At 56.2% G+C, this 24,990-nt stretch carries 17 protein-coding genes; 6 read left to right on the top strand and 11 right to left on the bottom strand.

Features of this window, described 5'->3' with window-relative positions; translation table 11 throughout:
- Positions 1–125 precede the first annotated feature (125 nt).
- The 3 genes from CFT68_RS20105 to CFT68_RS20095 all read left to right on the top strand — a co-directional run bounded on the left by CFT68_RS20105 (position 126) and on the right by CFT68_RS20095 (position 2,383).
- A complete protein-coding gene (locus tag CFT68_RS20105; protein WP_088845473.1) occupies positions 126–827 on the top strand; it encodes a porin family protein in 702 nt (233 codons plus the stop codon).
- A 149-nt stretch (positions 828–976) separates the two neighbouring features.
- A complete protein-coding gene (locus CFT68_RS20100; protein ID WP_088845472.1) occupies positions 977–1,576 on the top strand; it encodes a porin family protein in 600 nt (199 codons plus the stop codon).
- Positions 1,577–1,768: 192 nt separating this feature from the next.
- On the top strand, positions 1,769–2,383 hold the full coding sequence (locus tag CFT68_RS20095; RefSeq protein WP_088845471.1) for a porin family protein: 615 nt from the start codon (positions 1,769–1,771) through the stop codon (positions 2,381–2,383).
- A gap of 108 nt (positions 2,384–2,491) precedes the next feature.
- Here CFT68_RS20095 and CFT68_RS20090 read toward each other — a convergent pair whose 3' ends face one another.
- The 9 genes from CFT68_RS20090 to CFT68_RS20050 form a co-directional block, all read right to left on the bottom strand.
- Positions 2,492–3,853, bottom strand: coding sequence for a dipeptidase (locus CFT68_RS20090; RefSeq protein WP_088845470.1), 1,362 nt, complete (start codon positions 3,851–3,853; stop codon positions 2,492–2,494).
- A 343-nt stretch (positions 3,854–4,196) separates the two neighbouring features.
- Positions 4,197–4,838 (bottom strand): glycerol-3-phosphate 1-O-acyltransferase PlsY, encoded by a 642-nt coding sequence (gene plsY / locus CFT68_RS20085; protein WP_088845469.1) that lies wholly within the window; start codon positions 4,836–4,838, stop codon positions 4,197–4,199.
- A 319-nt stretch (positions 4,839–5,157) separates the two neighbouring features.
- Positions 5,158–10,356 (bottom strand): hypothetical protein, encoded by a 5,199-nt coding sequence (locus tag CFT68_RS20080; protein WP_141106640.1) that lies wholly within the window; start codon positions 10,354–10,356, stop codon positions 5,158–5,160.
- Between the two features lie 221 nt (positions 10,357–10,577).
- Positions 10,578–11,414 (bottom strand): 50S ribosomal protein L11 methyltransferase, encoded by an 837-nt coding sequence (gene prmA / locus CFT68_RS20075; RefSeq protein ID WP_088845467.1) that lies wholly within the window; start codon positions 11,412–11,414, stop codon positions 10,578–10,580.
- Between the two features lie 100 nt (positions 11,415–11,514).
- Complete coding sequence (locus CFT68_RS20070) at positions 11,515–12,888, bottom strand: hypothetical protein (protein WP_088845466.1); 1,374 nt, start codon at positions 12,886–12,888, stop codon at positions 11,515–11,517.
- Positions 12,867–13,628, bottom strand: coding sequence for an ABC transporter ATP-binding protein (locus CFT68_RS20065; RefSeq protein WP_088845465.1), 762 nt, complete (start codon positions 13,626–13,628; stop codon positions 12,867–12,869). The genes CFT68_RS20070 and CFT68_RS20065 overlap by 22 nt, the downstream gene beginning before the upstream one ends.
- 244 nt (positions 13,629–13,872) lie before the next feature.
- Complete coding sequence (locus tag CFT68_RS20060) at positions 13,873–14,253, bottom strand: DUF6150 family protein (RefSeq protein WP_245815461.1); 381 nt, start codon at positions 14,251–14,253, stop codon at positions 13,873–13,875.
- A gap of 161 nt (positions 14,254–14,414) precedes the next feature.
- Positions 14,415–15,179, bottom strand: coding sequence for a triose-phosphate isomerase (tpiA, locus tag CFT68_RS20055; protein ID WP_088845464.1), 765 nt, complete (start codon positions 15,177–15,179; stop codon positions 14,415–14,417).
- Between the two features lie 90 nt (positions 15,180–15,269).
- Positions 15,270–16,079 (bottom strand): tryptophan-rich sensory protein, encoded by an 810-nt coding sequence (locus CFT68_RS20050; protein WP_088845463.1) that lies wholly within the window; start codon positions 16,077–16,079, stop codon positions 15,270–15,272.
- A 180-nt stretch (positions 16,080–16,259) separates the two neighbouring features.
- Here CFT68_RS20050 and CFT68_RS20045 point away from each other — a divergent pair, with 180 nt between their 5' ends.
- The gene (locus CFT68_RS20045) at positions 16,260–18,755 is read left to right on the top strand and encodes a TonB-dependent receptor (RefSeq protein ID WP_088845462.1); all 2,496 of its coding nucleotides are present in this window, start codon (positions 16,260–16,262) and stop codon (positions 18,753–18,755) included.
- A 105-nt stretch (positions 18,756–18,860) separates the two neighbouring features.
- The gene (locus CFT68_RS20040; RefSeq protein ID WP_088845461.1) at positions 18,861–20,000 is read left to right on the top strand and encodes a PepSY-associated TM helix domain-containing protein; all 1,140 of its coding nucleotides are present in this window, start codon (positions 18,861–18,863) and stop codon (positions 19,998–20,000) included.
- Positions 20,001–20,282: 282 nt separating this feature from the next.
- Here the strand turns inward: CFT68_RS20040 and uvrA are convergent, their stop codons facing one another.
- Positions 20,283–23,120, bottom strand: coding sequence for an excinuclease ABC subunit UvrA (uvrA, locus tag CFT68_RS20035; RefSeq protein WP_088845460.1), 2,838 nt, complete (start codon positions 23,118–23,120; stop codon positions 20,283–20,285).
- Positions 23,121–23,579: 459 nt separating this feature from the next.
- On the opposite strand from uvrA, the gene CFT68_RS20030 reads away from it, so the two are divergent.
- Complete coding sequence (locus tag CFT68_RS20030; RefSeq protein ID WP_088845459.1) at positions 23,580–24,014, top strand: hypothetical protein; 435 nt, start codon at positions 23,580–23,582, stop codon at positions 24,012–24,014.
- A 105-nt stretch (positions 24,015–24,119) separates the two neighbouring features.
- Here CFT68_RS20030 and CFT68_RS20025 read toward each other — a convergent pair whose 3' ends face one another.
- Entirely contained in the window at positions 24,120–24,803 is a 684-nt protein-coding gene (locus CFT68_RS20025; protein ID WP_088845458.1) for an SGNH/GDSL hydrolase family protein, read from the bottom strand.
- Positions 24,804–24,990 lie beyond the last annotated feature (187 nt).

Here is a 24,990-nt window from a genome sequence, read left to right as displayed (position 1 = left end):
TAGAAAAAGCCTCATCTGGTGCTTCAGATGGGGCTTTTTTATGCCCGAAGCACAAGCTTGGCATGCTTTTCGATTTTGGAGTAATCAGTGCGCATTTCTTCCCTCACTCAACTACTGTTGCACGTATGAAAAAGTCTGCTGTTGTACTGGCTACCCTTCTGGCAGCCGCTTCTGCTTCTTCCGTTCACGCTCAGGGCGTACGCCTGGGCCTCCGTGCCGGCGCCAACTATTCTAACTTGGCCGGTAACGTAAAAAACGAAAACACTTACAATAATAAATTCGGCTTTCTGGGTGGTGTTATCCTGAATGCCGACGTAACCGGCGACGGGTTCTTTTCCATCCAGCCCGAGGTTCTGTATTCGCAAAAGGGCTTCGAGAATAAGCCCACCGAGTACACCAACACCCTGCTGGGCGTAGGGTACACCGAGAAGCGCGAGGGCAATGTAAATTACAACTACCTCGATGTGCCGGTGCTGCTGAAAATCAACGCTGGCGGCTTTGTTGTGGAAGCTGGCCCGCAGTACAGCTACCTGCTGAGCTCCAACAACGAAACCAAAATCACCCGCACGCGCCAGCCTAACGGCACGCCCGAAGTGTTTGAGTCGCAGGACAAGAAAGATGTCAGCGGTTTCAAGCGTAGCGAGCTGGGCTACGTAGCCGGCGTCGGCTACCAGGCCGATAACGGCGTGAGCCTTAACCTGCGCTACACCGGCGCCTTCAGCGACTTCGTGAAAAGCGACAATGGCTCTTATTTCAACGGCGACCTGGCCAACGCCCGCCACTCGGCGCTGCAGCTCTCGTTGGGCTACCTGATTCCGAGCAAGTAAGCCCTCTAGGCCACTTGCCTGTACGCCGCCCGGTTCCTGATGCAGGAGCCGGGCGGTTGTGTTTTTATGGGGTTTGGTGAACCCGGCTATAATCTGGTAGTCTTGCGCACGTTTAGCTAGTAGGCTATTTATCCTACTCTACTTATTCAATGCAATCTATTTACAGATTATGGCTGGCCGCCATGCTCCTTGTGGCAGTGCCAGCGCAGGCCCAACGCATTCTGCTAGGCCTCAAGGGCGGTGCTACCATTGCCAACGGTATTGGAGCCGATGCCAAAAACAGTTCCCTGCGCTTCGGTGCCCACGGAGGAGGCTTACTGCGCATTAAGCTCACAAAGCACCTGGCGGTTCAGGGAGAAGCACTATATACTCAGCGCGGCGACAACAGCAGTGCCTATGGCCCATCCATCCAGCACCGGTTAGATTATGTGAGTTTCCCCGTGCTTGCTCAGTACCACTGGGACGACATCTTTTTTGAAGCCGGACCTTATTTTAGCCAGCTTCGGTCTGTTACTCCGGTTGTAGCGCAACGCACACCGGTTGGCACTGCCGCTTTCCGCAAGCAAGATGCTGGTTTTGTAGTTGGACTCGGCTATCAGGACAGCACGGGGTTTTCTGTTGGCTGGCGCTATAATGGCGGCTTAAATAATGTATTCCGCCGGGTAGACATTGATGGAAGCAGCCAAGTGCAGCTGCGCAACAGCAGCGTAGAGTTTTACCTGGCCTACTTGTTTACCCGCGTCAGATGATTCAGCTCTTTACCAGCCCCGGGCGGCTGATTGGCAAGATTGGGAAAGACAAAAGGAAAGTCCGCAGCAAAGCTGCTCCGGCGCCAACACCAACGCCCAAAACAACCCCGTAGACGATTATGGCTGAGCAGAAAGCATCGAACTGGCTGCTTTGCGTAGTTTTGCCCATCTTTTACTCATCCTCCTTTACTCATGAAGAAGTCCTTTTTGCTGTTTCTGCTAGTAGCAGGCGTTGCTACGGCCAGCCAGGCCCAGAACGTACGTGTAGGCCTGAAAGGCGGCGCTTCCCTGACCAATTTTGCCGGCGATGATGCCGCGCTGAAGGGCAACAAAGTAGGTTTTCATGGTGGCCTACTGGCCAATATTGGCGTGAACGATGCCTTCTCAGTGCAGCCCGAGCTGCTGTATTCGCAGAAAGGCTCGAAGTACACTCTCAATGGCACTGACGTCATCAACAAATTCGACTACATCGATCTACCGATCATGTTCCGCATTAATGCCGATGGTTTATTCTTTGAGGTAGGACCGCAGCTGGGGTTCCTGTCATCTGCCAAGCAGAAAATCGGGAGTGTTACTACCGATATCAAAGACGCCTACAACACCGTTGATTTCGGCTATGCGGCCGGTTTGGGCTATCAGTCGGCTAGCGGGCCGGGCATAGGCCTACGCTACAACGGCGGCATCACCAATATCCCGAAGGAGTATACGACTGGCAATACCTCATTTCAGCCCAACATTCGCAACAGCGCCTTTCAGCTCTACGTGAGCTATCTACTGGGTGGCAGCTCCGGACGGCGTCGGCGCTAATATAAAGGCCAGTCTTCCTGAGTTGGGAGGCCCATGTCGTTGCGGAAGCATAAAAAAGGCTCGTCTTACACAAGACGAGCCTTTTTTGTGGTTCTAGGTCACTTGCGCTTACTTCATGGCTGCCGCGTAGTTGCGGTAGAAGTGCGGAATGGTCTCGATGCCTTTTAGGAAGTTAAATACGCCGTAGTGCTCGTTGGGCGAGTGGATGGCGTCCGAATCTAGGCCGAAGCCCAGCAGTACGGTATCCAGGCCTAGCTCCGTCTTGAACATGGCCACAATCGGGATGGAGCCGCCGCCGCGCGTCGGTATGGGGCGCTTGCCGAAGGTAGTTTCCATGGCATCGGCAGCTGCTTTGTAGGCCACTGAGTCGGTAGGCGTAACTACTGGCTCGCCGCCGTGGTGAGGGCGTACCTGCACCGTTACACCGCTGGGCGCAATGCTGGTGAAGTGTTTCTGGAAGATTTCGGTGATTTCCTCGGAGGTCTGGTGGGGCACCAGACGCATCGAGATTTTGGCGTAAGCCTTGGAGGCAATAACGGTTTTGGCGCCCTCGCCGGTGTAGCCGCCCCAGATGCCGTTCACGTCCAGCGTAGGCCGGATGCCGATGCGCTCTACGGTAGTGTAGCCTTTCTCGCCGTAGGTATCAGGCAGGCCGATGCTCTGCTTGAACTCGTCGTCGGAGTGGGGCACACGGTTCAGCTCGGCTCGTTCCTCGTCGCTCAGCACCGCCACGTTGTTGTAGAACTCCGGGATGGTGATGTGGTTGTTTTCATCGTGCAGGCTGGCAATCATCTTGCAGAGGATGTTGATGGGGTTGGCCACAGCGCCGCCGTAGAGGCCGGAGTGCAGGTCGCGGTTCGGGCCGGTTACTTCTACCTCGTGGTAGCTCAGGCCGCGTAGGCCTACCTCTATGCTGGGCTGGTCGTTGGCGAGCATGCCGGTATCCGAAATCAGGATGACATCGGCCTTGAGCTTCTCCTTGTTTTCGCGCACGAAGATGGCCAAGTTGTTTGAGCCGATTTCTTCTTCGCCCTCAATCATCACCTTCACGTTGCAGGGCACACCGCCGCCCTGCTGCATCATCTCGAAGGCCTTTACGTGCATGTACACCTGGCCTTTGTCGTCGCAGGCGCCACGGGCGTAAATCTTACCGTCTTTGATTAACGGCTCGAAAGGGCCCGAAGTCCAGAGCTCATACGGGTCGGCGGGCTGAACATCATAGTGGCCGTACACGAGCACCGTAGGTAGGTTGGGGTCAATGATTTTCTCGCCGTACACGATGGGGTTGCCGGCCGTAGGGCACAGCTCCACATTCTCCAGGCCTACTTCCTCGAAGCGGGCTTTGAGGTACTCAGCGGCACGCAGTACGTCGCCATGAAACTTAGGATCAGCGGAAACCGACGGTATGCGGAGCCAGTCCATCAGTTCACTTAAAAAACGCTCTTGGTTCTGTTCGAGGTAAGAAGCCATGCGGCGGTGGGGTTAGTTGGAAATGCTGGGGTAAAAGTAGGGAACGAAACGGTAGGGTTCGGTAGCAATAGCTGTTTCCGTTAACGTGAAAAGCGGCTACTTTACACCTGCCTTTATAAGCAAGCCTTACATGCGTCTTTACAAAATAGTCTGCTTAGTCCTGTTCGTAGCTTGCTGCTCTCCTACAGCTGCGCAAGCCCACGGAGGCCCGAATTGGCTGTACACCGTACTTGCTATAGCACCAGTTCTAATTGGTCTTTTCTTGGTCAGCTTGCTGCTATTCTTGAGCTACAACCTATACCGCTACTTCAAACGAGACTGATTGAAACTAGTGCTCTAAGCATTACTTCTTATCCCACGGCATCGGCACACGGCTTTCGGTGCCGGTGCGCAGACGCCCGATATTAGCGCGGTGGGTATATACCAGTAGCACGGCCAGCACAAAGCCAAACCACACCAGCAATTGGTTCTGCGGCCGAAATTGGGGCAGCAGCTGGAGCACGGCAAACGTCATGCCGGCCGTCATGCTGCTTAGGGATACATAGCGTGAAATAAGGAGCGTGATGATAAAGACCAGAATGCACACCCCCACCGTAGCCGGCGCAATGGCCAGCATCATGCCCAGCACGGTAGCCACGCCTTTGCCGCCCCGGAAGCCGGCATAAATTGGATAGATGTGGCCTAGCACGGCTAGCACGCCGCAGGCTATCTGGTAGTACAGCAGCTGTTCCGGCAGAATGGCGCCCTGATTTAGCATCACGGAAGCCAATGAGGTGGCGGCCCAGCCTTTCAGCACATCAATGGCCATCACGAAGGAACCGGGCTTCTTGCCCAGCACCCGGAACGTGTTGGTAGCGCCCGAGTTGCCGGAGCCATGCTCCCGAATGTCAATCCCAAAAAACAGACGACCCACCCAAAGCGCGGTCGGGATAGAGCCAATGAAGTAAGCGGCCACCAAGAGGCCTAGAACGAGGGGGAGATTCATGCAGGAGGTGGGTAGAGGTCGAGCTATGGGGTAAAGATACGGTTCTAGAGAAGTGGCGTTGGGAAGAATAGCTACCAACGTGCTGATTGGGCCATTGAAGCGCCGCCGCCGTCCTACTCGCGCGTCATCCTGAGCGCAGCGAAGAATCTTGCCACGCGAGAACGACTGGCCTAGCACCTCTTACTGACGTGCTAAGATCCTTCGCTGCACTCAGGATGACGTGCCTGTGTAGAGTGACGCACATTGGGGAAGCCGACGACACCCCTAGGCCACTGTACTAAAAAACAGCCCCGACAGAAACTCTGTCGGGGCTGTTGGTTTATTCGTCGCCGAAGGGGTCGTTGGCGTCCTTCTTCTTTTTCTTTTTGGACTCCTTCTTGGGTTCTTCGGCCGGAGCAGCGGCGGGCGGGGTGGCCTCTACTGCTTCGTCCTTTTTCTTCTTTTTCTTACCGGAGTCGGCGGGGTCAGCTTCCACCGGCGCGGCAGCTTCTACTGGCTCATCCTTCTTCTTTTTCTTCTTGCTGGTTTCCTCCACCGGGGCAGCGTTGGGGTCGGCGTTCAGGGCATCTTCTACGGGGTCGCTCTTCTTCTTTTTCTTTTTGCCGCCGCTTTCCATGTTGTCGAAGTTGCCCGTGCTCACGGGCTGCGAGGTGTTCACCTTGCGCTTGCCCGACTCCTTGAGGTAGTCCTTGCGGAAGTGGTTGAGATAAGCCTGCACCTCCTGGTCATCGCCGAGATAGAAGCCGTATTCCGTGGCCGTGTTGTAGTCGCCTTTGGCTTTGAGGCCGATGATTTCATCGAAGGAACCGTGCTGCGCTTTGGCCAGCATTACGTTGTTTGAGTACTTGAGATAGTACCACGTCTGGGGCTCAGCCTCCAGGTACAGCTCCACTACATCGCCGGTGCTCTCCTTCTTGATTTCGATGTAGCCGTCAATCAGGGCATTGATGTCCTTCTTGCCGATGCTCACCAGGCCTATCTTGCCCACCGAGTACCAAGCCCGTAGCTTGTCGTTCCAGCGCAGGTCCACCTGACTCAACACCACCGTATGCAGGAACTTCGGCGACACCTTTTGCAGCGGCGTGTAGCTGCCTTTGCGGGTGCTGTAATCCTGCACGCCTTTGTTGCCGATGAACTCGCCCATCTTGAACAGCTGGGTTTGCGAGCCGGTCAGGGCTTCGGGCAGGCCTTTGGCGTTCGTCGCCATATCAATGCCCATGGCCTCCACTGCCTTTTCGGGCAGGTTGATGTCGAAGGCCATGAAGGTGTCGAGGTCGTAGATGGCGCTGTCCGGCTTGGCGTAGCCTACGCCCGCTGAAGTAAGCGTATAGTCCTTGTTGGAGTTGATGAGGTTCACCTTACCCCGGAAGTTCATGGCACCCGTCGAGTCGTTCAGCGTCAGTACGGAGCCCTCGTAGATATCGGGGTTGGTGTACTCGTGGCGGCTGATGGCGTACTCGCGCTTCTTCTGGTTGTAGCTCAGCGTACCATCTACCTCGAAGATATTCTGGTCCGTTACGCCGGGCTTCACGGCCACAAACAGGGGGTACACCTTGCCCAAGTTATCTGACAGGAACAGGCCCGACTTCATCGGTGTCCCATCCTCCGACTTCGGCTCGTTGAGCTTGATCTTAATGCCTTTCGGGTCAATACTATCCTGCACGGCAAACCACTCCGAAGCCGTCTGATTCTTCACAAACTCCAGCTTCGACTGTCCATCAAACGTGAAGCCCCGCTTCTGGGAGTTCATCTTCACGGCACCCCGGTAGGCAATGCGCGGCGCCAGGTGGAATTTGTCGGAAGCTGCAATAGTAGCTACGGCTGTGGTAGCCGGCGAAGCAGGCGCATCATCAGCGCCGTTGCCGCGCTTCAGAAGGCCCTTAGTGGCTTTGGCGGCTTTGCCTAGGCCACCTGCCAGCGCCGTAGAGTCCATGGCGAAGTTCGTGAACTTGATAGCGAAGGAATCGGCGGAGGCGTTTTTGTAGCTATACAGCGCGTTACCCGTAAAGGCATTGCGCGACTGAATCTTGATTTCGCCTTTGTACAGCGTGTGGTACTTGTGCAAGGTATCCATCACGATGCCGGCGTTCTGGAAGCCACGCATCTCCGCGTTGGGCAGAATGTACACTTTGCTAGAGTCAGGCGAAATCCAGGCATCGGCGGCAGCAATGCGGGGCACTCCGCCCGCCACCAGCCGGTAGCGGCTTAGGTCGTACTGGCCGGTAGCAGCCTGGAACTTGAGGCCTTTTTGTTCCGGCTTAGTGCTGTAGAAATAGGAGCGCGACGAGTCGGCGCCGGCTTCTACGCTCAGCTGCACCAGTTTCTTCTTGAAGTCCCACTTACCGCCCGAGAGCGTGGTGCGGTACTGCGAGTAGGGCAGCTCGATGCTGGATTTATTGTCGCCGGCTTCGCGGGCAAACTGCGTGTTGCCGGCTTTCAAATCGTAGGTAAAGCCCACGTTGTTAGCCGTGAGGGCTGGCTTGTTTACCTCCGCCGACTTGATGCTGAGCGTGGCATTTTTACCCGTGTAGCGCGTTGGCTTGAATACAAAAGCGGCCGAGCGGATAAAAGACTGCGGGCCATCCATTCCGCCGGTGCCATAGAGGCCGCCGGGCGTGTAAGCCAGGGTACCTTTGAAAGCGTACGTAGCGTCGTACATTTTCAGGCCCTGCCCCTGCCCTTGGCTGCTCAGGTACATCGAGTCCTGCTTCACGGCCCACTTCATCTGGTAGCCGGGCTGCAGGGTCACTTTCGCAAACTCGGTCCCGTTCAGCGGCCCCGGCAAGATAGTACCCGATTTGCCCACCGTCACGACGGAGTCTTTGTAGAAAATGAACTGGTCGCTGGCAAAGTCGCCGGTCAGGTACTTGATGTTGCCCACGCCCTGAATACCGCGGTTGCTCATCGTCACCTTATTAAACAGGCGCCCTTTGCCGCCATACAGCGGAAATCCTTCTTTCGGCACGTCATACACGAAGCCCAAAGAGCCATCATCTTGCAAAGCTAGCTTGGTCTTGAACGTAGGCATGATGCCCCCCGACACGAATGAGCCCTTAAAGCCCACAGCTGCCCGGTTCTTGTTGTTGAGCGAGTCGAGCTTGAATGGCGGAATATCGAAGTACACCGTGGTATCGTAGGCCCCGCCCAATACTTCGGGCTTATCGAAGAACACGTAGGCCCCGGTGCTGGCATCAAACGACGGATAGGCTCCCAGGCGCTTGCGGCCCGATTTGTTGTTGGGCGCGTTGATGTAGAGTTTACCCGATGAGGTCTTCTTCTTGTTGGTCAGGGTGAAATCGACATCCTTGCGGGCCTTCATCACGGAGCCTTTCGAGCCTTTGCCCTTCACAATGATGGAGTCAATCTTCACCAGATCAATGAAGAAGCCATCGTAGTCGAACTTAAACTCCTTGCCTTTGAAGATAAAGGCCGAGGCTACCACTGTGCCATTGAACAGCACCCCGCGGTTTTTCTGAATCCGGATGATGCTGGAGTCTGGCTTCACGAACACCGTCACGGAGTCATCGGAGAAGTTGAAACGGTCTACTCCACGCACAATTAGGTCGTTGTTGGCCAGGTTGAGCGTGGCATTCTTGCCGGAAGGCGACAATGACTTAATGGCAATGTGGTCGTAGTCCTTCTTGCCGCGCGAAGAGTTGACGTAGTGCGAGGCCTTGGGCAGTAGAATCAGCTGGTCCGTCTGCGGGTACCACTGAATATAGCCATCACGGGCCAGGCCCGACATGGCCGAACGCAGGTTGTCGGGCTTCAGGTTGAGCGCCTTGGCCATGTCCTGAATCGTGAACAGGCGCACGTTGCCGTGGGCCTGGCTATAGCCTACCACCATCTGCAAGGGGTGAATCTTGTTAATGGACTTGATCTGCTGATAGCGGGTATTGGTGTAGAACTCCTTCGATTCGAAGTTGGCCGTTACCTGGTTTTTGGCCGTCAGGATGGAGAAATCGATATAAGGCGTACGCAGCGGCCACGTGAGCAGCTCCGCCGTTACTTCCATCTGGTGATAAGAGTCGTAGTAGGGCGTAGTTTTGTAGAGGCCTTCTTCACGCGCCAGTTGCAGTACCTGCTGTTTCTTGGCGTATTTCAGCTTTACACCGGGGTGCGTGAGCGAGTCCTGCTTATCCTGGTAAATGGTCACGGCAGCGCGCTGGGCCGTGATAATGGAGTCGCCGAGCACGTAGGCCAGGGAGGACGCCTTGAACTTGGGCTTGCCATCCAGCTCCACCACAATGCGCGACAGGGCGCCATCCAGCGAGGCCGAAAGGGCGCGGCTGCCCGAAAGCGACAAACCACCATAGTAGCGAATGTTTTCGCCGATGTTCTTGATGCGGGCGTCGTTGGTATTGGAGATAAAGCGTGGGTAGCCGGTATCAGTGGTCGGCGTTTTGCGCTTCACGCTGCGGTAGGCCAGCCACCCTTTCACCGGGGCCTCCAGCAGCGCCGGATACGTGAGCGTGACCGGCTGTGCCGTGAATTCGGCCTTGGTGATATCAAAGTTGTAGCTCGTCAGATCGGCCGTGACGGGGTTGTTGTTTAGCTGCCAGGCAAACTGCCCTCCGTACCCTACGAACTGGCTTTTAGGTGTAATTACACCACTGGTTTTCCGGATGTAGATAGAGTCGCCGGGCGACGCCATAAACAAGTCCGCGTCTTTCAGGACCAGGACGGGACCACGCGTAGTGGGCGGGATATAGGTATCGTAGGAAGGCGCCTGCACGAAAGCGGGTTCCGCCGTTTTGCCAGCCGCCGTTGTTTTTTTAGCCGGTGTTCCCCAGCCATCATCGGTATTGCTCCACAGATCTTCGGAATCCCAGCCGGAAGGGGCCTTCTTTTTAGCACCGGCCTTGGTGTTCAGCGGCTTGCTTTCTACGGTGGCCGGTGCTGCTACGGGCGCGGCCACAGGAGCCATAGAGGGCATTTCCTCCTCGTTGTAAGCAAAGCTAAACGTTCCGCCTACTACGCGCAGCGTGTTGTAGCGCGAGCGATATAGAAACTTGGTATCCAGGAACTGAGCCGAGCTCATCAGGAACTTCTCCACCTCGGGCACCTGCTCTTTGGCCAGCGCTTTGCCGGCCACGTTCAGAAATTCCGTCATCTGCTGATCGGAGAAGTTCTGCACGGTAGCTCCGGCCGCAATGGCCGTAAAGAACGCTTCGAAGTGCGGCTTGGCCTTGAACTTGCGCGCCAGCATTTGCTGCGACAGCGCCACGATGTAGGCCTGTTGCGTGGCCGTGAGCTTATTGCTGGCCCACACCTGCTGCAGGCGCGCGGCAGCAGCTTTTCCCGTGGCCACGTTGGCCGTTGCCATCATCGACTGCACATCCTGCATAAATTGCTGAGGGTCACTGCTCAGCTTGCCCGTAAAACGGGGCAATGCCGGCGCAGCAGGAGCTGCTCCGGCAGGTTGTTTAGAAGGTTGGGGCTTGGTCTGCTGCGCCCATGTTGGAGCACTCAATCCCAGCAGCAGCGCGCATACCCATCCAAAAGTAAAATGCTTCATACTAAATCCGTCAGCGCGTAATTAATCGCCTACAATTTCGACAAAACCCGGCACTTTCTGCCATCTTCTCCCCCATCCCTCCAACAATCATACCCTAGCTATTTTTTATACTATCCGGAGGCTATTGAACTGGCTACAAAGGCCAACAAAAAAGGCCGGTTCCTAAGAACCAGCCTTTTGCTTTACTGATGTGTAGCGGAAGTGTAAGCCCCAAAGTGGCTTTAAGCAGGTTGCCGGAACACGGCCGATACCCAGTGATTTTGGGTGCGGTGGTTCTTATACTGAAAGCCTGCTTTCTCGGCGGCTTCGCGGATAAGCGGGAGGTCTTCCTCGTAAAAGCCAGAGAACAGGATGGGGCCGCCGGGCTTGAGGTACTGGGCGTAGGCCGGCATATCCTCCAGCAGTACGTTGCGGTTGATGTTGGCCAGAATGATGTCGAACGTAGCCTCGCCTTCTAGCGCGGTTACGTCGCCGAGGCGGGCTTCTACCTTGTCCTGCACATTGTTTTCGGCGGCATTGTCGGCAGCATTTTCCGCGGTCCAGGGCTCTACGTCCACGGCCAGCACGTAATCGGCGCCGAGGTGCACGGCCATTACGGCCAGAATGCCGGTGCCACAGCCCATGTCCAGCACGCGCTTACCCTGGTGGTCGATGTCGAGCTGGTTGGTAATCATGAGGGCCGTGGTATCGTGGTGGCCGGTGCCGAAAGACATGCGCGGCATAATCACGATTTCGTAGGCCAGGTCGGGGCGGGCCTCGTGGAAGGGAGCCCGTACCGACACTTTATCGGCAATAACCAAGGGCTGGAAGTTCTTTTCCCACTCGGCGTTCCAGTTCTGGCGCGTAATCACACGGTGCGTGTAGCCCACCTCACCAAGGCCCTCGTAGCGGCTGATGATTTCGGCCACGCCATCGACGTTGAACACGTCCTCGGTAGTGTAGGCGCAGAAGCCTTCGTCGTTATCTTCGAAGGTATCGAAGCCCAGCTCCGCCATTTCGGCCACCAGAATATCAGATAGCTCGCGGGGAGCTTTTACGCTTACTTCAATAAAGTCCATACAGGAGTGCAAGAGGTATCAGAAGAAATGAAAATCCTGCCCAACAGATCAGAGCAGCAATTCCGGCGCAAAAATACAGATTTGGACTGGAGCTACTGGCCTAGGAGTTTAAGGCACCCCACAACTGGCGCCGTAGGCCACCTTCATTGCGCAGCACACGCTGTACCGGCCACCAGGCAGAGGCCATAACCACTATGGCCAGCACAATACGCGCCCACCACCACGGCATAAAAAACAGCGCTGCTCCCACACCAATACTCAGCAGATTCATCAGGGTAGAGGCGTTGTTCCGCATGTTTGCTAGGTCGATGCTCTTGCTGATGGCCTTGGCTTTATAGAGGCTACCCCATAGGCCTAGCGCGAGCATAGCAACGGCGGCCAGAGGAATTAATCCGATTAACGACCATCGTTGTTGCGGAAACAGTGCCAGTAGCACAACCACTGACAGGAGGCAATCTAGCAGTAGCACCGGGCCCACCAGGCGTAGGTACAGGTACAGCAGCCGCTTGGTAAGGCCTAACCGGGCAAGCTCATTCGCGGACACGGGTCCAATAATCCCGAACAGATTATTATTGACATAAGTGAAGCTGATGATGGGCAGGAAAGACATCCAAAACACCCCATTAAGCGGATCGCCGTGGCGGGTAGCAGTCATTTGGCTGCTGAGCCCTAGGATGACCAGCTTGGCTACCAGCGCCACCGACAGCGCCGGCCAGCATTTGCGCAGGTAAGCCTTCCACTCCGGCGAAAGGCGCGCTAGTAATTGATTTTCAGACTTGCTTTCGGGCGCTACTGCCAGATGACGTGCATTGAACTTCTCCCCTAGCCCGGCCAGCGCCACGCCCCACAGCACCAGCGGACCGGCTATGGCCACCACAACTAGGGCGGTGGCGGCGAGCGGGAGGGAAATGAAGGTGCTGAGCCAACCGGCCGCCGCCGCCAAGCACAGCACGTTAAGGGCAAACAGCAAGTGGCGCCAACGCCCCATAGAAAGCAGCAGACGCAGGTTGAAGCTGGCGGCACCCGCACTCAGCAGCACCAACAGGTTAAGGCCCAGTGGGCGCCAGGAATGTGGAGCGCAGGCCAGGGCCACCAGCAGAAACAGCAGCAGCAGGAACCGGCGAACAGTGATAAGGTCCAGTAAAAAAGCCGTTATCAGATTGAGTCTCCCCGATACCGGAAAATGATCGGGCAAGGGCGGCTGCACGGGCCGGTACGTGGGCACAAAGTCCACTAGTAGCGCCGATGCGTAGAGTATGCCATTTAGCGCAAAGAGCAGCTTTTGCGCAAAGCCACTGGGTATGCCATTCTCGTTGTTCAGCATGAAAGCCAGCACCACCCCATACAGGATGCAGAACAGCGTCAGAAAAATGAGGGCCGCGCGGCCCTCCCCGGCATCGGGCCACAGCACCGCCCGCAGAAGGCGGCCCAGCAGGAAAGGCAGAAAGTGGCCTAGCGTTCCGTCGTGAGCCATGTCAGGTTTTGGGCAGCGGTGGATGCTGGGTGCAACAGCTGGAGTAGAGCATCGTTGAGGTAGGCCTCGCGGCCCTGCAGAAACTCCTGCATGGTGCCCCAGTATTTCACTTCGCTGCCATCGATGATGAGCAGGTGGGTAGCTATTTTCTCGATGTGGGCCAGGTTGTGCGAGGATATGAACGTGAGGGCCTGCGCCCGGTAGCTGCCCAACAGCTCCAGCATCCGCTCCGCCGAAAACACGTCGAGGCCATTCAGGGGCTCATCCAGAATCAGCAGCTCGGGGCGGTGCAGCAGGCAGGAGGCCACGGCCACTTTCTGCTTCATGCCCGTGGAAAAGGAGCTGAGGCGCTTGCGGCGCACGGTGTCGTATTCTTCCAGCAAGTGGCCTAGCAGACTATTAATGCGGTGCGAAGCATCGGGCAGCTCGTAGATGCGGGCCACAAACTGCAGGTATTCCTCGGCCGTGAGCTGCTCCACTAAGTGTCCCTGGTTGATGAGGGCACCCATGCGGCGCTTCACGGCCACCGGAAACGTTGCGCCCAGTGTCTCGCCATCCAGTAGAATCTGGCCCGACGTGGGCAGCAGCACATTAATAAGCAGGTTGAACAAGGTGCTTTTGCCGGCGCCATTGCGGCCCAGCACGCCTACGCAGTAGCCGGTTTCGGCCGTGAGCGAGACGTCGCGCAGCACCGTTTTTGGCCCGAATGATTTCGTCAGCTGACGAAGCTCTAATTCCATTTCACTGAATACATAAGGTATAATAAAGCGGCCTAGCGGTTGATGGCAGGCCTTTCGAAGAAGTAAGATACGGGATTCGCACAGCCCGTTTTCTTCTGCCTGTGTTTTTGTTGCGCCTCATGGAAGCCAGCCAGTGGCCTACAGGCATTGCGGTAAGCAGAGGCCCGAATTTGACGTTAGGCTAAAATCAAAAAAGCCTCTTCCAAATGAATGAAAGAGGCTTTGAAAGAACTGAAGCTCGGCTTTACTGCTTGCGGCAGCCCGCGTACGAGCGCACTTTGGTGTATTGAATGCTGAAGTCGGCGAGGTTGCGGTTGGTAGTCACGAACAGCACGTAATCGGCGAAGTCGCGGGCATCGGTGAGGTACCACAGGCCGGCTTTATCGGCGAAAAGCTTGTTGGTTTCCTGAAACACCAGCACATCAGCAAAGGACGTTTCCGGCTCCATGTAGATAGTGCCGAAGCACCGGCTCTGGCGGCGCGGATCCGTTTCCAGATACACCGAGCCAAAGATGCGGCAGCCATCCACCGACAACGCTACGCCTGGCGCCGCTAGCGGCACCCGAGGTGCCGGCGAAAACGGATTCAGAGCCAGCAAGCCAGAAAACAGAAGCGTAGTGAGCATAAGCAGGTAATGAAGAAGGCAGAAGCCTTTGGACAATTATCCTGCCGGATTCAGCTTTCTGTCATTCCGAGCGAAGCGAGTAATCTGCGTTTATCTTCTACAGATTAGAAAATCCTCCCAGATTCCTCGCTTCACTCGGAATGACAGTTCTTGCTACTGGCCTAGAACGACTTGATAATCTCGGTGAAGTCTCTGGACTTGAGTGAGGCGCCGCCAATGAGGCCGCCGTCTACATCGGGCTGGCTAAATAGCTCGCGGGCATTTTGGGCGTTGGCCGAGCCGCCGTACAGGATGCTCGTGTTCAAAGCGGCTTCGGCGTCGTAGGCGCGGGCAATCTGCTCCCGGATGAAGGCGTGCACCTCCTGCGCCTGCGCGCTGGTAGCCGTTTTGCCCGTTCCGATGGCCCAGATGGGCTCGTAGGCCACTACTACCTGGTCGAACTCCTCATTGGAGAGGTGGAACAGGCCATCTTTCAGCTGCTTGCTGATATAGTCGAAGGTTTCGTCGGCTTCGCGGGTTTCCAGGCTTTCGCCCACGCAGAAAATCGGCTTCAGGCCGGCCGCCAAGGCCGCTTTCAGCTTCTGGCTCAGCAGCTCATCATCCTCACGGAAATACTGGCGGCGCTCCGAGTGGCCTAGAATCACGTATTCAACCCCTACCGATTGCAGCATCTTGGCCGATACTTCGCCGGTGAAGGCGCCGCTTTCCTTCTGGTGGCAGTTTTGGGCGCCGAGGTGGAAACGGCCGCCCGTGGGCAGCTGCTTGCCAATAGCCGACAGGAACGGGAACGGCGGGCACACGACTACTTCCACGTTGGAGCCAGTCACTTCATCCTGCACCATGTTCACGATTTCGGAAATCAAGGCCTGGCCATCCTGCAACGTGGTGTTCATTTTCCAGTTGCCGGCTACAATATTCTTACGCATAGCGGAAAGGGTTGAGGTTGGGAGTTGGCCCGCAAGTTAGCAGGATGTACTCGACCCCGCCCCAGCCCACACTGGCCTACGAGTAACCGATTACGTCGTCTGCCTTCTGCCCCACCACGCTAGGGCTAGGCCTATCAGGGCTACCAGACCAGCGGCGGCTAGCGCCATCCAGGCAAGCACCAGCGTGTCTTCGTTGGCGCGGCGCGCCACCCATATGCCGGCCAGACCCCAGGCTACGGCGGCCGGGTAGGCCAGTTCCCGGAACTGGCGCGTGACATTCAGGGCCAAGCCAGCCACGATGCCTACCAGAATAATGGCGAGCTGCAGACTTTGATCGGAGCCGGGCTGCCATTTGGTACCCAGCGCCAACGTCACGTTCACCACCGTCGCCACAGAAATCCAGCCCAGGTACAGGCCAAAAGGCACGCTGGCCCACCAGGGCGCCGCGTTCCGGCGCACGTAGTGGCGGGCCCGGCCATACACAATAGCCAAACTGGCCAAAATCAGAAGCATTACCAGCATACTGGGCAGTAGCAGCTCATAGGCAAACACCACCAGCCAGAGCCCGGTGAGCAAATTGGCTAGCACCAGCGGCCTAGCTACCGCATCGGGAAGCAAGTTGCGGCGCTGAGCCGGCAGCAGCTGCCACACCGCGTAGGCCAGTAGGCTCAAGAAAATCAGGCCCCAGATACTAAAGGCGTAGCCGGCCGGTGTGAGCAGCGTGGGGTATTTGTACGATACCTGCGCGTTGGTTTGGCCATTGAATGGGAAGCGCTGCGATACATAGTTGAGACCGATGTTGCCAACAATAGCAGCAGAGGCTGCCCAGCGCCACAAGCGGTTGTCGGTGGGGGCCGTCAGAACATCAAAGGCAGCAGGCGTGGAAGTAGGAGCAGACATGGGAAGAAGAACTGAATGGTGGTGCAAGTACGCAAACGAACTACCAGCATGTGTATGATGCACTCGGAAGCGCTTAAGCCTTCGGCTACTTTATATCTTTTCTGAATATTATTTGTATTCATTCTAAATAATAAAAAATTCCTGCCGAGCTTTGCAGCAGAAATCATTTTTACCTGCTCTATGAAACCATCTACTACTCGCTTGCTACCGCAGGCGTTTGCCTTTTGGCTGCTGATACTGCTCAGTGCAGTTTCTTTCACGGCCCAGGCCCAGCGTGGGGCTATCCAAGGCCGTGTTACTACGGCAGATGGCCAGCCGGCCGCCAGCGTTTCAGTTGGTATTCAGGGCTCTAGCCGTGGGGCCGACACCGATGCCAATGGCAACTACCGCATAGGTGGCCTAGCCGCAGGCACTTATTCCTTGGGAGTGCGGCTGATAGGTTTTGGCGCTCAGGAGCGTGACGTAATCGTAACGGCCGGCCAGACCACCACGCAGGATTTCCAACTCTCCGAAAGCCAGCAGCAATTGAAAGAGGTGGTGGTGGAAGGCAGCCGCACCAATAAGTTTGCCCGCAAGCAGTCGGAATATGTGAGCAAGATGCCGCTCCAAAACCTGGAGAACCCACAGGTGTATGCCACGGTGGGCAAGGAGCTGTTGGCCGAGCAGCTAGTATTCACGGCCGATGACGCTACCCGCAACGCACCTGGCCTACAGCGCATGTGGGAGGCCACCGGCCGCGCCGGCGACGGGGGCAGCTACTACAACAGCCGGGGCTTTATCCTGCAGAGCCAGCTCCGCAACGGCATTGCCGGCAACGTATCCAGCAGCACCGATGCCGTGAACCTAGAGAAACTGGAGGTCATCAAAGGCCCATCGGCCACGCTGTTTGGCAGCGCCCTCACTTCGTATGGTGGCCTGATCAACCGCGTGACCAAAAAGGCTTACGACACATTTGGTGGCGAGGCGACCTATGCGGGCGGCAGCTTCGGCTTCAACCGCCTGAGCCTCGACCTGAATACGCCCCTCGACAAGCAAAAGAAGCTCTTGTTCCGCCTGAACACAGCCGGCAGCTATGAGCGCAACTTCCAAAATCGCGGCTACCAAGGCTATGGCAAGAGCCTGACTATTGCGCCTACTCTTACCTACAAGCCTACCGAGCGCCTGACCATTCACCTCGATGCTGAGCTGTACAACACCCAGAGCGTAGGCAAGCAGATTATCTTCTTTTACTTCCCGCCCGCTTCACTGGGAGCCCGCCGCGCTGATGAGCTTAACCTCGACTACCGCCAGTCGTACATCGGCAATGGCCTGACGCAGAACTCGCGCAGCTCCAACTACTTTGCCCAGGTAAACTACCAGCTGGCGCCCGGCTTCACCTCCTCTACCAATGTGACGCACAGCCGGAGCTATTCTAATGGTTTTGGTCCCTATTTCTACCTGACCCCCATTGCCGACAGCATCACGACCGGCGACCGGACGCGCCTGGGCTCTACCAATTTCCTGAGCCGCGCCGACCAATCGACGGACAATAGCCGCGCCAATACCACGGAGATTCAGCAGCTGTTCAATGGCGACTTCCTGCTCGGCACGCTGCGCAACCGCTTTGTGGTGGGCCTTGACTATCTGCGCATCAATAACGACCAGAACTTTTTTGGCAGCAGCTTTGGGGCACCGGTGGCGCTAGGCCTTGGCAACCAGGCCTACACTGACTTCAATGGCACGGCCTTGGGGGCACAGTATGCAGCAGGCGCACCTGGCTTCACGTATCCCGTCACGACGAAGATCAACACGTACAGTGCCTTCGTTTCGGATGTGCTTAACCTCACGGATCGCTTGAGCGTGCTGGCAGCACTGCGCCTCGACCGCTACGATAACCAGGGTGGCCTAGTAGGCGCCGCCGTAGAGCCCTACAAGCAAACAACTCTCTCCCCAAAATTTGGCGTGGTGTTTCAGCCAGTGAAAGACCGGGTGGCCCTGTTTGCCAACTACCAAAACAGCTTCGCCAACCGCGGCTCCTACCTCAATACGGAGGGCCAGACGCGCAATGCCACACCAGAGCGTGCCAACCAAGTAGAAGCCGGCGTGAAGCTGGACGCCGCCGATGGCCGAATCAGTGCCACGGTGAGCTATTATGATATTCGGGTGCAGGACATCCTACGCAGCACGCCAGTGGCTCCTACCACTCCTACTGCCAACGACGGCATTCCGAACGCACAGACCCAGAATGGTACGCAACTGAGCAAAGGCGTAGAGCTGAGCCTGATTGCCAATCCGCTGCAGGGCTTCAACATTGTGGGAGGCTTTGCCTACAACGATTCCAAGCTAACACGTAGCGCCGCCGACGTGGATGGCTACCGCCCCAACACAGCCTCTTCGCCTTACCTAGCCAACCTGTGGCTGAGCTACCGCTTATCGGCGGGTACGCTGAAAGGACTAGGCCTGGGCTTTGGTGGCAACTACGCCAGCGACAATAAAATCGTGAACAGCGCCAGCCAAGGCACGTTTATTCTGCCCGCTTACACTGTTTTGAACGCTTCGGTGTTCTATGATTTCCAGCGTTTCCGCCTCTCAGGCAAGGTGGATAACCTGACCAACGAGCACTACTGGATCGGCTACACCACCATGAACCCTCAGAAAGTTCGCAGCTTCGTGGGCAGCGTGGCCTACAAGTTCTAGGCTATCTGCCTGAGCCAAGCAAGGAACCTACCGAGTGGCCTAGCAGCTTATCTAGGTTCCTCGCTTGGCTCAGCATACCCTTTCCTTCATCTCCTCCTTTTCCGCATGACGTTCAAAAAAGCCATCGGCAAACTTCACCTCTGGCTCGGGCTTTCGTCTGGGCTGGTGGTGTTTATTGTGAGTCTGACGGGGGCAATTTTCACGTTTCAGGATGATATACGAGACCTGACGGAGCCGTGGCGTAAGGTAGAAGTGCAGCAGGCCGAGCCAGTGCTGCCCTCGCAGCTGAAAGCAGCCGCAGAAGCTTACCATCCGGGCGCTATCATGCAGGATGCGTGGGTCACGTACTTTGCCCCCGACCGCTCGGCCACCGTATTTTTTCTGGATAAAGCTGGCCTGCCTATTCAGGTGTATCTGAACCCCTACACGGGCAAGGTTCTGCAAGAAGTAAATCTAAAGACGCATTTCTTCACCATCGTTCAGGAGATACACATGCACCTGCTGCTGCCTGAGGCAGTAGCGAAATGGGTGGTCGGCATCAGCATTTCCATTTTTGTGGTGATGCTGCTCACGGGCTTGGTGCTGTGGTGGCCAAAGCGCAAGCAAGAGCGCAAGCAGCGCTTTACCATTAAGTGGGGAGCCCGCTGGCGCCGCATCAACTATGATTTGCACAATGTGCTGGGCTTCTATGCAGCCAGTATTGGTCTGCTGCTAGCACTGTCGGGCCTGTTCATGATTTTCCCCTGGATGCTGGAGCCGATTGTGTTTGCCGCGAACGGCGGCAAGGCGTCGCCGCCGGATATCATGACCCTTAAGCTGGATACGCTGCAACCTGCCGCAGCGGCCCCTGCTCCCCTCTCCGACATGGTATACCGCAACGTGCGCCGCCTTTCGCCTACCCACGAGATGGTGCTCATCGGGCCTACGGGCGCGGGCAAGGCCCCTGTTTTTTGCTGGACGTACCAAAAGGCGCTACACTACTATCACCGCGACGAATACGCGTTTCACCCCGTTTCGGGCCAGCTATTGGAGTCACGCTTTCATGCCACCAAAAGCACCGGCACCAAGTTCGCCGATATGAACTATGACCTGCACACGGGCCAGATTCTGGGTTTTGGAGGTAAGCTGGTGGCGTTTCTAGGCAGCCTAATCTCCGCGAGTTTGCCTATTACCGGAACCATAATCTGGTGGGGCCGGCGCAACAAGACAAAGCGCAAGAAGCACCGCACTGCCGAAGTGGCCTAGGGGTTCTTTTTTTGACTGTTAAAGTAAGGTTTGGATACATTAGATATTTGGATACATTAGATAGATAGAAGCCAAAAAACATCATGCTGAGCGGAGCCGAAGCATCTCTACCGCTTCGTTGAATCGGTGCTAGGCCAGTTGGTTAGCCAGAGGTAGAGATGCTTCGGCTCCGCTCAGCATGACGAGTTTTATTTAACCAATGTCTACTTCCTGACAAACAAGAAAGGGTGGCCTACGCATGCGTAGGCCACCCTTTCTTGTTTGTCCACTAGCCTAGGCCAGTTATAACTTCTCAGCCAAGAACCGAGCCGTGTGGTTGGTATCCTTGATTTTTACCATGTCCTCGGGCGTACCTTCGAACAGCAGGTGGCCACCGTTGATACCGCCCTCGGGGCCGAGGTCAATGACCCAGTCGGCGCACTTGATGATGTCCATGTTATGCTCGATGATAAGAACCGAGTTGCCTTGCTCCACCAACGCGTTTAGGGCCGTCATCAGTTTATTGATGTCGTGGAAGTGTAGGCCAGTGCTGGGCTCATCGAAGATGAAGAGGATCTTGTCGTTCTGTAGCGTGTTGCCTTTGGTCAGGAAAGAGGCCAGCTTCACGCGCTGGGCCTCACCACCAGAAAGCGTATTCGCCGACTGGCCTAGGCGGATGTAGCCGAGGCCTACATCATCCAGCGGCTTGAGGCGCTCCACAATTTTGGGCTGTCCTTTGAAAAACTCGATGCTGTCCTCAATGGTCATTTCCAGCACCTCGTTGATGCTCTTGTCCTGAAACTTCACGTCCAGAATATCCTGCTTGAACTTGCGGCCTTCGCAGGCTTCGCACGTCAGGTAGATATCGGCCATGAACTGCATTTCAATCTTCACCTGGCCTTCGCCCTGGCACACTTCGCAGCGGCCCCCATCAATATTGAAGGAGAAGTGCGACGGTTTGAAGCCGCGTGCCTTGGCTAGCTGCTGATCAGCAAACAGGCTTCGGATGGCATCGTAGGCCTTCACGTACGTCACGGGGTTGGAGCGGCTGCTCTTGCCAATGGGGTTCTGGTCTACGAACTCCACGTGCGTTACCTGCCCATTTACGCCCGTGAGGCGGTCGAACTTGCCGGTAGCCTCACCTGCACCGCCGCCAAGCTGCTTGAGCAAAGCCGGCGCCAGAATCCGCCGAATCAGCGTGGATTTGCCGGAGCCCGATACGCCCGTAACTACCGTCATCACGTTCAGCGGAAACTTCACTGATACGTTCTTGAGGTTGTTTTCGCGGGCACCCGTTAGCTCCAGCGCATTGCGCCAGGGGCGACGGGTTTTGGGCACGGCTACTTCCAGCTTGCCGCTCAGGTAGCGGCCGGTGTAGGATTTCGTGTCTTTGAGAATCTCCTCGTAAGTGCCTTGGAACTGCAGAATACCGCCGCCGCTGCCTGCTTCCGGGCCAATGTCGATGATCTGGTCGGCTTCCTCCATGATCTTCTCCTCGTGCTCCACCACAATCACGGTGTTGCCGAGCTGCTGCAGGGAGCGTAGCACGCCAATCAGCTGCTCAGCATCCTTGGGGTGTAGGCCTATGCTGGGCTCATCGAGGATATACATGGAGCCCACCAGCGCCGAACCCAGCGACGTAGCCAGCGAAATCCGCTGACTCTCGCCACCGGATAGCGTACTGCTCAATCGGTTCAGGGTAAGGTAGCCCAGGCCTACGCGGTTCAAGTACTCCAGCCGGTTCGTGACTTCCGTTACGAGACGCTCGGCTACTTTGGCTTCGTGCTCGGGCAGATCGAGGTTCTGAAAAAACTCCAAGGCGCGGCTTACGGGCAGCAGGACCAGATCGGTAATGCTATGATCCTGGATTTTGACGTACTGCGCGTCTTTGCGTAGGCGCGTGCCGCGGCAGTCGGGGCAGGTGGTACGGCCCCGATAGCGGCTTTGCAGCACGCGGTACTGGATTTTATGCGTTTGGGTGGCCACCCACTTGAAATAGTCATCTAGGCCATCGAAGTGCTTATTGCCCTTCCAGAGCAACTGGCGCTCAGCCTCACTCAGCTCATTATAAGGCCGGTGAATGGGAAAATCGAAGCGGATGCCATTCTTAAGCAAAGGCTTCAGCCACTCACTTTGCTTATCGGTACGCCAGGGAGCAATAGCGCCCTCATATACCGTCAGGCTCTTATCCGGAATTACCAGGTCCTCGTCAATGCCCAGCACCGAGCCGAAGCCTTCGCAGGTCTGGCAGGCGCCGTAGGGGTTGTTGAAGGAGAAAAAGTTGACGCTGGGCTCCTCGAATACCTCCCCATCCAGCTCGAAGCGGTCGGAGAAGATGCGGGTCTCATCGTCAAGCTTTACCAGACAAGTGCCGTGCCCCTCGAAGAAAGCGGTCTGCACCGAGTCGGCGAGGCGGAACGTTAAGTCTTCGTCACCGGGCTGAATGGCGGCACGGTCAATCATGATGTGCACGTCGCCTTTTACTTCGGGCTGGCCTTCGGCAATCAATTCTTCAATGAACGCGGTTTCGCCGTTCACCACCACGCGGCTATAGCCTTTCTGCAGCAGCAAATCCAGCTCCTTGCTCATGGGGCGGCCATCCTCGGCGGGCAGCAGCGGCGAGAGCAGCATCACGCGGGTGCCCTCGGGCAGATGCATGAGGTAATCCACCACGTCGGCTACATTGTCTTTGCGGACCTGCTTGCCGCTCAAGGGCGAATAGGTGCGGCCTACGCGGGCGAAGAGTAGCTTGAGGTAGTCGTAAATCTCGGTGCTGGTGCCTACCGTAGAGCGGTTGTTCTTGATGCTGACCTTTTGCTCAATGGCAATGGCCGGTGAGATGCCCCGGATATAGTCTACATCGGGCTTGTCCATGCGGCCCAGGAACTGGCGGGCATAGCTGCTGAGGCTTTCCACATACATGCGCTGCCCTTCAGCATACAGCGTATCAAACGCCAAGGACGATTTGCCCGAGCCCGACAGGCCCGTAACTACAATAAACTTATTGCGCGGCAGCGCTACGCTCAGGTTTTTGAGGTTATGAACCCGAGCATTTTTTATCAGAATAAACTCGCGCGGGTCGAGCTGGTCAATCGGGTCGGCCGCGGGGGCGGCTACTTGCAGAACGGAGTTGTCGGCCATAGAACGGGTAAACAGCCGCAGGCCCAGGTTTGGTTTCCAGCCACTGCGGTTTAGGTCAGGCGAAGGTACGGGGGGTAGCAGTGTCGTGCTACTTTATACCCCTTTACTCCGTTGCCAGCATGACGATGCGGTCCAGTTCTTCCAGAAAGCCGGAACACCAATATTCAGCCGCCCCAATTCCTACCGAAGCTCAGTCATTACTTTGATTTGCTGGATTATCCAATCCGTGAGCTGGCTGTACTTTATTATATTTAATCCTAAAAGATTAAGGGCGTCCCCCTTAATTATGTGGAGCGTTACGTTAGGATTATTCTCCCGTTATGGCGGGCACGAGTTACGCTATATGAGCGCCAAATGGGAGGGTGCCGCATATGCACCACAGAAGCGGGCACAACCAAACGCCCAATACGTAGTATGTCAAGCGCAATAAGCGCTTCAATGGCACTCTAACCAAGACGTATGGACTCTGCTGCCCACAAGGATATTGACCTACTTTTAGAAAAAGCTAAAAGCTCTGGAAAAACTGAAGATCTATCTGCCTTGTGGGCAGCGGCCCTGGAGTTGCCGCAATGGCATTTTATAACGCGGCAAACGGCTACTATCGAAGATCGGAAACCGTTTGTGGGTGTTATGGATGGTAAACCCTGGGTGTTCCTGTTCACTGACAGGCAACGGGCGCAGGAATACGCCAGAACTATCCCCAATGGCGGTTTTGTTGATGACAGCGGCAACGTGATGGTAATATCCACGGATACGCAACAAGCCATAGACTACCTGTTGGCTCTCGCTGCGCAAGGCGTACACGGCGTAAGATTCAATGAACTTAATGGTTGGTTTTCTCCCATCAAAAACCTGCCGGCTATTATTCAACACGTGCAGAAAGGCCAACAGTAGCGTCGTGACCTATTTTTGACCCGTACACTGAATTACAATATACCTTACTACGACCACGTAAGGCAGTCTTTTCTGCTAGTGCCGCCCAACCAGACCCGGTTTGTGCTACTTCTTCAATCCCTTCCCTACCACCTGCTTCCACACTTTGTAGCCAGCAGGCGTCATGTGGAGGCTATCGGATACATAGAATTGGGGCTGAGGCTTGCCATTCTGTCCTAACAGCGGCGTGGCCGTATCCACGTAGCGCAGGCGCTTGGGGTGAGCGACAATGTAGTCCCGAATGAGGCGGTTAACTTCCTGCACTTTGGGGTACAGCGTCCAGCGCGAGGGGCTGGGCTTGATGGCCAGAAACACCAGCGGCACCTTGGGCAGCTTCTGTTGCATGAGCTTCTCAAACGCCAGAAACGACTGGAACACCTCCTGCGGTGTGGCACCGGAGCCGATATCGTTGTCGCCTTCATAGAGCACCACTTGGCGCGGGTGGTAGGCCACTACCAGCTTATCGAAGAAATACAGCGCATCAGGAAAGCGGGAGCCGCCGAAGCCTCGGTTCAGGACTGGCCTACCAGCAAAATCCTGCTGCAGCGTTTCCCACTTCCGCACCGAGGAGCTTCCGTAGAACAGGATAGGCCTAGCGGGCGGTGGCGTGAGGCTGTCCTGTTGGGCGAAAGCGCGCAACTCAGGAGCCCATTGTGCGGGGTTGATGGCAGGGACATTCTGAGCCAAACCAGGCAAGCTCAGGAGGGCAAGAAACAGGCCTAGGCCAAATTGGAAGCGGGGAGCAGACATAGGAGGCGTAAAATACTAAAGCAAAACCAGCTGCTGGCTGGAAACGTGAGTCTACGGACAACTAGGCCTAGCGTATGCCTTGTGCAAAAACCAGACAAGCGAAACCGTCATCAAACAACATGACTATACATTTTCCTATATAGCATAACATTTATGTGAATCCGGGTTGGCCTCGTGAAACCATCCA

The sequence above is a fragment of the Hymenobacter gelipurpurascens genome (assembly GCF_900187375.1).
GTDB classification, from domain to species: domain Bacteria; phylum Bacteroidota; class Bacteroidia; order Cytophagales; family Hymenobacteraceae; genus Hymenobacter; species Hymenobacter gelipurpurascens.
This window is presented reverse-complemented; position numbering and strand designations above follow the sequence as displayed.